Here is a 12,656-nt window from a genome sequence, read left to right as displayed (position 1 = left end):
ACAATCATGTTCTGACAGGGAGAACAAATATGACCATCAAATTGACACGCCGGGCCGCACTCGGAGCCGCCGCTGCATTGCCGTTTGCATCTGCCGCTGCACCCGTTCTGGCCGCGGGTAAAGAAACCAAGGCCAATTCGACAGTAGCAAAATCGTTTCAGCTGGGTGATTTCACCGTGACCACGTTGCTGGATGGCAGCCTTCCGCGCGACGGGGCGCAGGAGATTTTTGGCGGCGGCGCATCTGACGAGGACTTTGCCCGTGTATCAGCCGACAACTTCATATCACCGGACATAGCTCAGTTTTTCTTTACGCCAACGTTGGTCAACACTGGGTCCGAACTGATCCTGTTTGACACTGGCCTTGGACAGGGCGGAATTCAGGCTGCTTTGGCAGATGCCGGTGTCGCACCGGAAGACATCAATGTTGTCGTCCTGACCCATATGCACCCCGACCACATCGGCGGCATGACAACCAATGACGTCCCAACCTTTGCGAATGCACGCTATGTCACGGCAGCACCGGAATATGACTTTTGGGCTGCACAGGACGCGGGCAATCGGGTTGGCGATCTGGTTGCTGCCAAAGTCACACCCCTGGCTGAGAAAATGACGTTCATCGAAGACGGTGGTGATGTGGCTTCAGGCGTGACAGCAATGGCAGCCTTTGGTCACACTCCGGGCCACATGGTTTATCATTTGGAAAGCAACGGTCAGCGTCTGATCCTGACTGCGGATCTGGCCAACCACTATGTCTGGTCCTTTGCGCATCCGGAATGGGAAGTCCGCTTTGACATGGACAAGGCCGCAGCGACTGCGTCACGCCGCAATGTGCTGGGCCTGCTGGCTGCTGACAAGGTGCCGATGATCGGCTACCACATGCCCTTCCCCGCTGCCGGTTATGTTGAAACCCGCAATGACGGGTTCCGTTTCGTGCCGGTTAGCTATCAGATGATGGGCTGAGATCGATCAGTAACCCGGATCAGGCCGTATCTTTGAGCCGTCTGTGAAACGGGACAGCCTGAATGCTGTCGGATCGACACAAGGTGTGGTCTGCGTCGCCAGATCGGCGACCAGCCTGCCTGCGCCCGGCCCGATACCAAACCCGTGCCCCGAAAAACCGGTCGCGATGATCATCCCAGGTATGTCATCCACATGCGAGATGACCGGGATTGCATCGGGGGTTACATCGATCATTCCTGCCCAGCTTTGAACGATCTCAGCCTGTTCGAGAACCGGAAAGGCCTTTCTCGCGCTCGCCCAAGCCTGTCGTAGCGCCTTTTGCGAAGGTTCCGGGTCCAGCACACGGCAATGTTCGAACGGTGTTACATCGGTAGGCAGCCATGACCTGTCCTGCCCAGCTTCGGTTAGCCAGCGACGGGACAGGCGAAACCTCAGGGATCGCCATTCCTGCCTGAAGGCCGGCAGAAACCTTAGCGCTAGCTGGAAACTGTCGGGTACGATGTCGACGGTGTTTTCGTGCCCCGACGCAATCGTATACCCCCCATCTGCGCGCCTTCGAACCGCAAAGTCATCGGACCAGAGCGCGGCCTGTGGTCCCGGCTCCACCGGGGATGTGCGCAGAACCGTGTTCAGAACTTTCAGTTGCGGTAGTTCAATCCCCGCGTTTCCCGCAAACAGGCGCGACCAGGCACCACCAGCAAGCACGACCTGCTCACACGCCACGCGCCCACGTTCAGTAAATACACCTGCGATGCGACCCGCCTGAACATCGATACTGCGAACCGCGCAGCTGGTCATGATTGCAGCACCTTTGACGCGCGCACCCTCCGCAATTGCCGGGGCCGCCCATTGCGGTTCGGCGCGGCCGTCCTGGGGAGTGTATAGAGCCTGGGACAAGCCCATCGCATTGTCCGGCAAGAGATCGTCCAACTCAGAACCCGAAACCATTTTGGCTCCGGTCTGATACCCTTCAAGGTTTTCCAGCCATCGGTGCAAATTCCTGGCCGAACGCTGTCCGGATGCACCAAACAATATACCCGACTGAATATAACCCGTCTTGCGACCGATCCGTTCGTCAAGACCTTGCCAGATGCGTATGGCCTCTTGCATCAATGGGATTTCTCTTGGATCCCGCATACCAAGACGCACCCATCCCCAGTTGCGAGAGCTCTGCTCTCCTGCAATCTGCCCCTTCTCACAGAGCAGAACTGAGTGACCGCGTTCGGCTAACTCAAACGCTGCCGATGTCCCGATGATTCCACCGCCGATAACGACGACATCCACGGCTTTGGGCAAGCAAAGATCTGGTTCTACAGGGTTGGGTTTTGGGCCGGGCATCTACCGCTCATTTTCAATCGCTCGGACCGCCAAGGATGCTCAAGATGAGAATTCAGGCAATGGCGAAAGGAAGCTGGCAGAGGAAATCTTCGCACGTGTGGCGAATGCGCCGATAGCAGGCGCGGCAAGCACTTTGGCTTTGCTCAGATCAGGTTCGTGAAGGTCAGGCAGCGCCCGAAAACTCAGCCCATTTCTGACGAATGATTGCCGCAACACCAGAATTTTGATCCGGTGTCTGAGCGGCCAGTGTTTCCTGAGTACTCAGTTCCGGAAATTCAGAACGATCATCTTGCTCGGCGGATGTGTCTTTCTGTGCTGCTGAAACTCCATCACCCAGAATGTCAGCAATAGCTGCGTCCACACGCGCCTCATCAAGATCGCGAGCAGGGGACTCCATCGTTTTCCATCTCAATGGAGCGTGCAGGGGCTTATCATAATTATCAACCATTTGATCACCAAAACATTTAACCGGCATCGAAATTCAGATGCACCACCAGAAACTATATTCCCAGCGCAGTACGAAATGGTTCAACCCACCCAATCGCAATGCGTCAATATCGCCCCACATCGGGCGGCATTGGAACTAAATTATGGCGAGAAAATGGCACTCAGGCAAGGCGCTTCGCGCTCATTCATGACGCGCAAAGCCCTTATGCAGAAACAATACAATTCTGAACTTAACAATGAAGCCAATACGAGAACAATTCAGACGAAACCCAACCCCTTACCAAGTTAGTTTCCCCATATCCCACCCGATAGAATCTGAGATCTAGTTAGGGTCGCGCCACCGATTCACAATCGGATACCGTCGATCCAGCCAGAACGCGCGTTTCGTCAAACGGGTACCTGGAGCAGACTGAAAACGCTTGTACTCACTGATGTAGATAAGATGTTCGACGCGACGGGCATCAGCTTCGTCAAATCCGGAGGCCACGCAATCTGCAATCGACCCGTCCTGATCGACGAGAATTTCCAGAATGGCATCCAGAACCGGATAGTCCGGCAGACTGTCGCTGTCTTTCTGATCGGCACGCAGCTCGGCGCTGGGGGGTTTGTCGATGACCGAAGGCTGGATGACCTCGGTTGCAGGCCCCTTCATCCAATCGCGGTGGTTGGAGTTGCGCCAGCGGCAGGTTTCAAACACGCGGGTCTTGTAAAGATCCTTGATGGGATTGTAGCCGCCATTCATATCGCCATAGATCGTGGCATAGCCCACAGCGACCTCGGATTTGTTGCCGGTGGTCAATAGCATCTCGCCAAACTTGTTCGAGATTGCCATCAGCAAGAGACCACGCAGACGGGATTGAACGTTTTCTTCGGTCAGATCTTCCTCACGCCCAGCAAAGAGCGGAGCCAGCGTGTTTGTCACGGCTGCGCGGCTTTCGGAGATCGGTACGTAGTCGTAGTGAACACCCAGCGCCTTGGCCACTGCTTCGGCATCCTCCAATGATGCGTCGCTCGTATACTCAGACGGCAGCATCACGCAGCGTACATTCTCGGCTCCGATGGCATCTACGGCAATCGTCGCAACCAACGCGGAATCGACCCCACCTGACAGGCCCAATACCACCTTACCGAACCCGGTCTTGGCCATGTAGTCGCGCAAGGACTGTACCATTGCGCGATAGTCCTGCTCCCACTCGTCCGGTTGCGGTGCCACTTCGGCAGGTACAATCCGCCAGCCTTCGTCTCCCTGCTCCAACTCGATCTGCGTGACGGCCTCATCAAAAACCGGCATCCTGAACGCGAGCTCTCCGCCCGGGTTCAGGCCAAAGGTGCCACCATCAAATACCTGATCGTCTTGGCCACCAACCATGTTGAGATAGATCACCGGCAAGCCGGTTTCGACAACCCGCGCCACCATGTGGTTCAGCCGGATATCATATTTGTTCCGAAAATACGGAGAGCCGTTCGGGATAAGCAGAAATTCCGCCCCGGTCTCCTCAAGCGTCTCAGCTACGTCCTCATGCCAACCGTCTTCACAGATCGGGCTGCCAATCCGGGTGTTGCCTACGGCATATGGCCCACCCATCGGACCGGCGTCATACAACCGGACCTCATCAAACACTGTTTCATTCGGCAAGTGATGCTTCAGAACCTTGCTGGCGACTTTTCCGCCTTTGAGGATCAGATAGGCATTAAACAGCTTATCGTCTTCGACCCATGGCCCGCCAATCGCAAGCGCCGGACCGTCAGCACATTTAACGGCTAATTCCTCAACCGCTTTCATCGCTGCAAAATGAAACGAGGGCTTAACGATAAGGTCCTGTGTGTTGTAGCCGGTGATGAACATCTCAGGCAGTGCAACAAGATCCGCGTCAGCCATCCGGCCGTGTTCCCACGCGGACAGTGCTTTGGCAGCGTTCCCCTCAATATCCCCCACGGTGGGGTTGAGTTGCGCCAGGGAGATACGGAAACGATTGGCCATTTTGCCCTCTTGCCCACGTCAGTCCACAAGGGATTTAGCAGATCATGCGGCGAGTAAAAGGCAAATGCGGCAAAACACGTTGCTCTGCCCCTGCCTGTGTCTTAGTTTTGCGCCAACGCAAACAACCGATGATGACCGGGCAGGCAGGAACGACCATGAATGTAATTCGCAATTCGATTGCTGTTTTCGCATTTGGCTTGACGGCGCAGGCTGCTGTTGCCCAACAGGAGCAAGTTATTGTTGCGGATGACGACGTCGGCGGCGTCTACGAGGGTACATTCGAGAACGGCTTGCGACACGGGACTGGGACTTACCGCCTGCCTGACGGCTTTGAGTACACCGGTGAATGGGTCGAAGGTGAGATTCAGGGCAAAGGTACAGCCCGCTACGCCAACGGCTCGATCTACGAAGGCATGTTTTCCAAAGGTCAGCCCCAAGGGAAAGGCAAGATCACCTTTGCTGGTGGCGGGACCTATGAAGGGGATTGGTCCAACGGCGCAATCAATGGCCAGGGCGTAGCGCAATATGAAAACGGCATGCGTTATGAGGGTGGTTTCAGGAATGCGCGTCACCACGGTAAGGGCGTGATGACGGATGCCGATGGCTATAGCTACGACGGAGATTGGGAAGACGGCGTTCGGCAAGGCAAAGCCAAAATCACCTACGCAAGCGGCGGTGTCTATGAAGGAGATATCCTGTCCGGACAGCGACACGGCAAAGGTGATCTTACGCTGCCAGATGGCATGACCTATTCCGGCGACTGGTCTGAAGACCGGATCACCGGGGCCGGGCGGCTGACGCAGGCCAATGGCGATGTTTACGAAGGCAGGCTGATCGAAGGGCGCCGTCAGGGCAAAGGCAAAGCGGTTTACGCAAATGGCGACGTCTATGAGGGCGATTTCGTAGATGATCAGCGACACGGTCAGGGAACGTTCACCGGAACCGACGGCTATATCTATACCGGTCAGTGGACCAACGGGCAGATCGAAGGATTGGGTGAACTGACCTATCCTGATGGCTCGGTTTATACAGGTGACTTCAGCGCCGATCTGGCCGATGGCAAGGGGCTTATCACCTATCCCGATGGCTCTACCTATGATGGCGACTGGATCGCCGGGGTGATCGATGGCCGGGGTGTCGCAACTTATGCGAACGGTACCATTTACAAAGGCCAGTTCAAGAATGCCAAAACCCATGGCAAAGGGGTTCTGACCCGTGCAGATGGCACGGTCTACGATGGTGATTGGGTCGAAGGTGCGCGGCAAGGCAAGGGTAAGACCACCTATGCTGATGGCACCGTATATACAGGCGATTTTGCCCAGGGACAGCGCCACGGTCAGGGCGAGATCGTGATGGCAAACGGCTTTAAATACACCGGCGAATGGAAAGAAGGAAAAATCACCGGTGTCGGTATCGCGACCTATTCAAACGGAGACATCTACGAAGGCAGCTTTGTAGACGCGAAACGCCAGGGCAACGGCACCATGCGCTATGTGAATGGCGAGGAAGAAACCGGCGTCTGGGCAAACGGTGCGCTTTCTGAAGAAGCTGCTAGCGAACCAGATGCAGTCACCACTGAGCCGGAAGCAACCGAACAAGCGCCCGCTCCGACAGAGCAACCTACGGAAACCACCAATTCTGACAGCTAGTACCGGCAGGCTTCAACCGGATCACCATGGGATCGGTTTGCCTGCCCAGTCAAAGAATTGACCCGATTCTGACGGGCTCAGTTGATCTATCACGCGCAGAAGGTTCCCGGCAGCATCATCCGGTTCGACCGCCGGGTGCCGCCCCAGATACTTTTCAGTAAAGGCTGTTTTGACGGTTCCGGGATGTAAGGACACGCAGATGGCTTCCTTGTGCGTTCGAGCCAACTCAATCGCAGATGTATGCACAATCTGGTTCACAGCTGCTTTGGCAGCGCGGTAGCTGACCCAACCGCCGAGCCGGTTATCCCCGATCGACCCCACCCTTGCCGAGAGCACGGCAATCACAGATCGACCGCTTCTGGGAAGCAGTCGGCTCGCATGTTTCAGCACCATCGCGGGCCCAACTGCATTCAGGGCGAACTGGTCCATCATCGCTTTGGCAGACAATGCGCGCAGTGTCTTTTCGGGCGCAGCGCCATTGATTTCCAGCGCGCCACTGGCCACAAACACCAGATCAAACGGGCCTTCGACAGCGCTTAAGACTTGCTCGGCCTTGTCCGGGATCACTAGATCAAACCCGTCGCCTGTCCGCGACAGGGTCGTAACCGTGACGTCCTGCTGCGCAAGCCGGCTACACATAGCGCTACCGATTCCGCCCGACGCCCCAATGATCAGTGCTGTTTTCATGAACTGCTACCTAGGCGCACACCCAATCAGATCAATGAGCGTTGAAAAGAATAGTTCAGCTGAAGAATAAGGCATTTTGGTCCTTTTCATTCCCTGCGGGCTCTGTATAAATTCCGCCTCATGATCAACCGCGCAGATATCCCTTTTGCCAACACCGCGTTTCGTGGTGCCGATCTGCGTGGCCTACTGATCCTAATCCGCCTCTGAGCGTGCCATCCGGCGCGCCCGCTCAGAGGAGGACGCCAGCGCGCCAAGAGGCATTAGGACAGAGAAGAAAGAGATTCCCATGACCAACGTGACCGACCAAGACCGCGTCTTGATCTTTGATACTACTTTGCGCGACGGCGAGCAGAGCCCTGGTGCGACCATGACCCATGACGAAAAGCTCGAGATTGCCGAGCTGCTGGACGAAATGGGCGTCGACATTATCGAGGCAGGCTTCCCCATTGCCTCCGAAGGCGACTTCAAGGCGGTATCCGAAATCGCGCAGCGTTCTAAGAACAGCCGCATCTGCGGTCTGGCGCGCGCCAACTTTGCGGATATTGACCGCTGCTGGGAAGCGGTGAAACACGCCGGCAAAAGCCGCATTCACACTTTCATCGGCACCTCGCCGCTGCACCGCGCCATTCCGAACCTGACGCAGGACGAAATGGCCGAAAAGATCCATGAAACCGTAAGCCACGCGCGCAACCTGTGTGAAAACGTGCAGTGGTCACCGATGGACGCGACGCGAACCGAATGGGACTATCTGTGCCGCGTGATCGAGATTGCGATCAAGGCGGGCGCAACGACGATCAACATCCCCGATACAGTGGGTTACACTGCTCCGGTGGAATCCGCTGACCTGATCAAACGCCTGATCGAAACGGTCCCGGGCGCGGATGAGGTCGTCTTTGCGACCCACTGCCACAACGACCTTGGCATGGCGACCGCGAACTCACTGGCTGCAGTTGCAGGTGGCGCCCGTCAGATCGAGTGCACTATCAACGGTCTGGGCGAACGCGCTGGCAACACTGCTCTGGAAGAGGTCGTGATGGCGCTGCGCACCCGCAACGACATCATGCCCTGGCACACCGGTATCGACACGACCAAGATCATGCATATCTCGCGACGGGTCGCGACGGTGTCGGGCTTCAACGTCCAGTTCAACAAAGCCATCGTTGGCAAGAATGCCTTCGCGCATGAAAGCGGCATCCATCAGGACGGCATGCTGAAGAACCGCGAGAATTTTGAGATCATGCGCCCCGAGGATATCGGTCTGTCCGGCACATCCCTGCCTTTGGGCAAGCATTCGGGCCGGGCCGCGTTGCGCGATAAACTGAACACGATGGGTTACGAAGTCGGTGACAACCAGCTCAAGGATATCTTCATTCGGTTCAAGGAGCTGGCCGACCGCAAGAAAGAGGTCTTTGACGACGACATCATTGCTCTGATGACGCTGGACGATGACGACGGCAACGATCATCTGCAGCTGGTTTCACTGAAAGTCACCTGTGGAACGGTTGGCAAGGCCGAAGCAACCATCGAGATGGAAGTGGACGGCAAAGAGATCATCGCAACCGAAACCGGCGATGGGCCCGTCGATGCGGCGTTCCGCGCTATTCGAGTGGTTCACCCAAATACGGCGCATCTCCAGCTTTATCAGGTACATGCTGTGACTGCGGGAACCGATGCGCAAGCCACGGTTTCGGTCCGGCTCGAAGAAGACGGTATGATCGCTACCGGGCAGTCGGCCAACACCGACACGGTCGTTGCATCTGCCAAGGCTTACATCCATGCGCTGAACCGCCTGATCGTCCGACGCGAAAAGGCCGGTCCCGGTGCGGATGCACGAGAAATCTCGTATAAGGATCTTTCCTGAGAATGAAAAAGGGGCGGCCTTTCATGGACCGCCCCTTTGCATTTCTTCTGTTCTGGCTACGGCCAGTAGAACAGTGTCAGGTCGACCGGTTTCCCCGGTTCAACCAGAGAGTAATAGAAGACCGGGTTGTCATGCAGGTCATTCATGCCTGACACCGCATACCCCTCGGTCGGGGTGTATTCCGCATCATAGTTCAGATCGTAGTCACCGTTTGCATCATGAAACGCGATGACGGAGTAGTAGTTGTTGTTGAGGTCCGGAAAATCGAACCGCTGCGGTTGCCCCGTCGCAGGGGCCTCGAGATATCCAGCCGCGTTGTTGTAATCCATGTTGTCAAACGCTGACTGTTGATCAAACGCCATGACGATGATGTTGCCCGTGTCGCCACGTGCCCCGTGCAGGTTCACGATCAGACCCTGGTGATCCTGCACGCCGGTTGAAGAAGCGGACGCCTCGGCGATATCCGTGCGAAAGCCGGAGGCAAACCAGGCTCCGCCAATGAACAGCCCTGCTGTTGCGATGGCGGCGACGATGCGTTGCGTATTGTTTGGCATCTCATCCAGTCCTTTGTGCTATTCCGCTGGCTTTCGCTGGCTCTTTTTGGGCTGCCAGCCAGGAGGTCCGAAGAGGACGCCCAACTTGTTTCGGAAGCCCGGCATGTTCCACACATCTCTGAAGAGCCGGGTAAAACCATGCAGGAAGGCGACAAAGGGATTTACCGAGTCGATCGGGGTGACCAGACCGTAAACAACATCCTCTTTTTCTTCCTCAAAGGTGCCGAACATGCGGTCCCAGATGATGAAGATACCGGCATAGTTTTTATCCAGATACTTACGGTTCGATCCGTGGTGCACCCGGTGATGCGACGGCGTATTGAAAAGGTATTCGATCGGGCGCCACAACTTTCCGATAACCTCTGTGTGCAGGGCGGTCTGATACAGCTGCACCAGCAACTCTACGATCAGAACCATGAACGGATTGAACCCCAGCAGCACCAGCGGCAGATGGAAAAACAGTGGCCAGAAACCATCCAGCGGGCCATGACGATATGCAACCGAAATGTTGAAGAAAGGCGAACTGTGATGCACTGAATGCGTCGCCCAAAGAAAGTTGATGCGATGCAGGATACGGTGTTCCCAGTAGTAGGCCAGATCCGCAAGTATCAGCACGATGATGAATGACGCCCATGTCGTTGGGATGTCGAACACGGCAAACTGATAGGCCCAGACATAGGCACCTATGTAGAAGCCCGCCAGCAAAACGAAGCTGATCCCGATAAAGAACGCGAGCGTGATGAAATTGGTGACCGTATCGCCCACCATTTCCCAGTTCAGCTTTTTGACGATGGCATAGCGCAGCAACTCGAATGCCAAAAACGCCAATGCAAAGACAAAGAACCAGTTATTGATAAAAGTTTCCCAGTAACTCAGATGAAAGTCACTGATGTGGCGGCTTAGGAAGTCCATGGATATGTCCCAATTCCTGTTTATTGTCAGGTGTGACAATTTACTTACTGAACTAGCCTGGGAAATCAAGTGGACCACCTAATCTTTCGCAGAGGCCGCAATTACGTCCTGACGTAGATACGCGACACGGTGGCCGGTAAAATGCAGCGAAAACAGAGGCATCGGCCCACAAAAGCGGACCGTGCGCAAATGTCAGAAAATGTGGAGTTACCTAAGGGAACTAAGCTTGAACACGAGCAAAAAGCGCGTCGAGTCGCCCGGCTGCCTCTTCTAATCCATAGGTCGCATTCACGATAAACATGCCCGAGCCGACCATGCCATGACCCTCACGCGCGGCAGGAAACCGGACTTGGTGATGCAGCACCTTTGGCAGATCCCGTTTCCGCAAGGCATCACACATGGCTTCATGGCGTCCGTTTGTCAGGATCGGATACCAAAGGGCAATTATCCCGACATTCCATTTGCGGTTCAGCGTTGTGATGATGTTTGGCAACCGATCGTAATCGGCCTTAACCTCGTAGCTAGGATCGATCAGCAGCATCCCCCGACGCGGCGTCGGCGGTAGCAACGATTGCGCCAGTTCAAATCCATCTTGCTGATAGGTCCTGGCTCCATAAGGCGCGACCGCGTTTTTAAGAACCCGGTATTCCTGCGGATGCAGCTCGGCCAGGTGTAAACTATCCTGTGGCCGCAACAGGCTGGCCGCGATCAGGGGAGAACCCGGATAAGCAGATTGGCCATGTTGATCTTTCACGCCGGAGATTGCGCGGCTCAGAGGGTGATCCTCTCCGAACCAGCCCTCAAGCAAGGCACGCTCGATACCGGCCGAGGCTTCGCCGGTCCGAACGGCTTCGTCCGAATCCAGCTGATACAAACCCCGCCCAGAATGGGTTTCGGCATAGGTCAGCGGCTTATCTTTCCGGGTCAGATAAGCGAGTATTTCCGCCAAAAGGGCATGCTTATGCACATCAGCCAGATTTCCCGCGTGGTAAATATGTTGATATGAGAGCATTTTGCCTTCTAAAGTCCCTGTTAATGAGGCGGAAAGGTGCTGATTACCGCGGAATCAGGCCTTTTATCGGGCGTCGTGGCACCCTATAAGTCATCCATCCCGGAACCGTCGAGTCGCGGGCAGTAGAAAAAATCTGACATACAGGATCAGGGGACATATGGGGATCTTTGACAATCTGGGCGGCCTGTTCACAGCGGATATGGCCATTGACCTTGGGACTGCTAACACGCTGGTCTATGTCAAGGGTCGCGGCGTTATCCTGTCCGAACCTTCCGTTGTGGCCTATCACGTCAAGGATGGTGTCAAGAAAGTTCTGGCAGTTGGTGAAGACGCCAAACTCATGCTGGGTCGTACCCCCGGCTCGATCGAAGCCATTCGCCCGATGCGCGAAGGTGTGATCGCCGACTTCGATACAGCCGAGGAAATGATCAAGCACTTCATTCGCAAAGTGCACAAGCGGTCGACCTTTTCGAAACCGAAAATCATCGTCTGCGTCCCACATGGCGCGACGCCTGTTGAAAAACGCGCGATCCGTCAGTCGGTTCTGTCTGCCGGTGCACGCCGCGCTGGCCTGATCGCCGAACCCATTGCAGCTGCAATCGGGGCCGGAATGCCAATCACCGACCCAACGGGCAACATGGTCGTCGATATCGGCGGTGGTACGACCGAAGTTGCGGTCTTGTCGCTGGGCGACATCGTGTACGCCCGTTCGGTGCGTGTTGGTGGGGACCGCATGGACGAAGCCATCATCTCGTACCTGCGCCGTCAGCAAAACTTGTTGGTCGGTGAATCGACCGCTGAGAGAATTAAAACAACTATCGGCACAGCGCGTATGCCTGACGATGGCCGTGGACAGTCGATGCACATCCGTGGCCGCGATCTGCTGAACGGTGTGCCAAAGGAAATCGAAATCAGCCAAGCGCAAGTCGCCGAGGCCTTGTCCGAGCCCGTCCAGCAGATTTGCGAGGCGGTGATGACCGCCTTGGAAACCACTCCGCCCGACCTTGCGGCGGATATTGTGGATCGCGGCGTGATGCTGACTGGTGGCGGTGCGCTGTTGGGTGATCTGGACCTGGCGCTGCGCGAACAGACCGGTCTGGCCGTGTCGATTGCCGATGAAAGCCTGAATTGTGTGGCTTTGGGCACCGGCAAGGCGCTTGAATACGAAAAACAACTGCGCCACGCGATTGACTACGAAAGCTAAGGCGCGCACCCTTATAACTAAGGGTGTATAATCGGGCGCGAGCAGCACG

Annotated in this window: 11 protein-coding genes; 4 read left to right on the top strand and 7 right to left on the bottom strand. The window is 56.0% G+C overall.

Annotated features, from left to right (window positions below):
• Positions 1–29 precede the first annotated feature (29 nt).
• Positions 30–962 carry an MBL fold metallo-hydrolase gene (locus ACR0CW_RS09605; RefSeq protein WP_480787596.1) on the top strand — a complete coding sequence of 311 codons (933 nt, stop codon included), beginning with the start codon at positions 30–32 and terminating at the stop codon, positions 960–962.
• A gap of 6 nt (positions 963–968) precedes the next feature.
• On the opposite strand, the gene ACR0CW_RS09600 is transcribed toward ACR0CW_RS09605, so the two are convergent.
• From ACR0CW_RS09600 to ACR0CW_RS09590, 3 genes are all read right to left on the bottom strand, one after another.
• The gene (locus tag ACR0CW_RS09600; RefSeq protein WP_480787595.1) at positions 969–2,300 is read right to left on the bottom strand and encodes an NAD(P)/FAD-dependent oxidoreductase; all 1,332 of its coding nucleotides are present in this window, start codon (positions 2,298–2,300) and stop codon (positions 969–971) included.
• Positions 2,301–2,463: 163 nt separating this feature from the next.
• Positions 2,464–2,697: a hypothetical protein gene (locus ACR0CW_RS09595; RefSeq protein WP_480787594.1), complete on the bottom strand. Its 234-nt coding sequence runs from the start codon at positions 2,695–2,697 to the stop codon at positions 2,464–2,466.
• Positions 2,698–3,069: 372 nt separating this feature from the next.
• Positions 3,070–4,728: an NAD+ synthase gene (locus ACR0CW_RS09590; protein ID WP_480787593.1), complete on the bottom strand. Its 1,659-nt coding sequence runs from the start codon at positions 4,726–4,728 to the stop codon at positions 3,070–3,072.
• Between the two features lie 155 nt (positions 4,729–4,883).
• Here ACR0CW_RS09590 and ACR0CW_RS09585 point away from each other — a divergent pair, with 155 nt between their 5' ends.
• Entirely contained in the window at positions 4,884–6,377 is a 1,494-nt protein-coding gene (locus ACR0CW_RS09585; RefSeq protein WP_480787797.1) for a 2-isopropylmalate synthase, read from the top strand.
• 21 nt (positions 6,378–6,398) lie between these two features.
• On the opposite strand, the gene ACR0CW_RS09580 is transcribed toward ACR0CW_RS09585, so the two are convergent.
• The gene (locus ACR0CW_RS09580) at positions 6,399–7,064 is read right to left on the bottom strand and encodes an SDR family NAD(P)-dependent oxidoreductase (RefSeq protein WP_480787592.1); all 666 of its coding nucleotides are present in this window, start codon (positions 7,062–7,064) and stop codon (positions 6,399–6,401) included.
• A 286-nt stretch (positions 7,065–7,350) separates the two neighbouring features.
• On the opposite strand from ACR0CW_RS09580, the gene ACR0CW_RS09575 reads away from it, so the two are divergent.
• The gene (locus tag ACR0CW_RS09575) at positions 7,351–8,925 is read left to right on the top strand and encodes a 2-isopropylmalate synthase (RefSeq protein WP_170332275.1); all 1,575 of its coding nucleotides are present in this window, start codon (positions 7,351–7,353) and stop codon (positions 8,923–8,925) included.
• 56 nt (positions 8,926–8,981) lie between these two features.
• On the opposite strand, the gene ACR0CW_RS09570 is transcribed toward ACR0CW_RS09575, so the two are convergent.
• The 3 genes from ACR0CW_RS09570 to ACR0CW_RS09560 all read right to left on the bottom strand — a co-directional run bounded on the left by ACR0CW_RS09570 (position 8,982) and on the right by ACR0CW_RS09560 (position 11,403).
• On the bottom strand, positions 8,982–9,479 hold the full coding sequence (locus tag ACR0CW_RS09570) for a DUF2141 domain-containing protein (RefSeq protein WP_480787591.1): 498 nt from the start codon (positions 9,477–9,479) through the stop codon (positions 8,982–8,984).
• Between the two features lie 18 nt (positions 9,480–9,497).
• A complete protein-coding gene (locus ACR0CW_RS09565; RefSeq protein ID WP_155149955.1) occupies positions 9,498–10,391 on the bottom strand; it encodes a sterol desaturase family protein in 894 nt (297 codons plus the stop codon).
• A gap of 220 nt (positions 10,392–10,611) precedes the next feature.
• Positions 10,612–11,403 (bottom strand): 23S rRNA (adenine(2030)-N(6))-methyltransferase RlmJ, encoded by a 792-nt coding sequence (locus ACR0CW_RS09560; RefSeq protein WP_155149953.1) that lies wholly within the window; start codon positions 11,401–11,403, stop codon positions 10,612–10,614.
• A gap of 157 nt (positions 11,404–11,560) precedes the next feature.
• Here ACR0CW_RS09560 and ACR0CW_RS09555 point away from each other — a divergent pair, with 157 nt between their 5' ends.
• On the top strand, positions 11,561–12,607 hold the full coding sequence (locus tag ACR0CW_RS09555) for a rod shape-determining protein (RefSeq protein ID WP_005978801.1): 1,047 nt from the start codon (positions 11,561–11,563) through the stop codon (positions 12,605–12,607).
• The last annotated feature ends 49 nt before the right edge of the window (positions 12,608–12,656 follow it).

This window comes from Ruegeria sp. CH6, assembly GCF_056537005.1.
The sequence above is the reverse complement of the archived record's forward strand: the minus strand, read 5'-3'. Positions and strand labels throughout refer to the sequence as shown.

What these genes read in the sequence shown, in the direction of transcription:
- ACR0CW_RS09565 (WP_155149955.1), bottom strand. Translation starts at nt 10,391, where the DNA reads ATGGACTTCCTAAGCCGCCACATCAGTGACTTTCATCTGAGTTACTGG.
- ACR0CW_RS09600 (WP_480787595.1), bottom strand. Translation starts at nt 2,300, where the DNA reads ATGCCCGGCCCAAAACCCAACCCTGTAGAACCAGATCTTTGCTTGCCC.
- ACR0CW_RS09570 (WP_480787591.1), bottom strand. Translation starts at nt 9,479, where the DNA reads ATGCCAAACAATACGCAACGCATCGTCGCCGCCATCGCAACAGCAGGG.
- ACR0CW_RS09585 (WP_480787797.1), top strand. Translation starts at nt 4,884, where the DNA reads ATGAATGTAATTCGCAATTCGATTGCTGTTTTCGCATTTGGCTTGACG.
- ACR0CW_RS09605 (WP_480787596.1), top strand. Translation starts at nt 30, where the DNA reads ATGACCATCAAATTGACACGCCGGGCCGCACTCGGAGCCGCCGCTGCA.
- ACR0CW_RS09560 (WP_155149953.1), bottom strand. Translation starts at nt 11,403, where the DNA reads ATGCTCTCATATCAACATATTTACCACGCGGGAAATCTGGCTGATGTG.
- ACR0CW_RS09580 (WP_480787592.1), bottom strand. Translation starts at nt 7,064, where the DNA reads ATGAAAACAGCACTGATCATTGGGGCGTCGGGCGGAATCGGTAGCGCT.
- ACR0CW_RS09595 (WP_480787594.1), bottom strand. Translation starts at nt 2,697, where the DNA reads ATGGAGTCCCCTGCTCGCGATCTTGATGAGGCGCGTGTGGACGCAGCT.
- ACR0CW_RS09575 (WP_170332275.1), top strand. Translation starts at nt 7,351, where the DNA reads ATGACCAACGTGACCGACCAAGACCGCGTCTTGATCTTTGATACTACT.
- ACR0CW_RS09590 (WP_480787593.1), bottom strand. Translation starts at nt 4,728, where the DNA reads ATGGCCAATCGTTTCCGTATCTCCCTGGCGCAACTCAACCCCACCGTG.
- ACR0CW_RS09555 (WP_005978801.1), top strand. Translation starts at nt 11,561, where the DNA reads ATGGGGATCTTTGACAATCTGGGCGGCCTGTTCACAGCGGATATGGCC.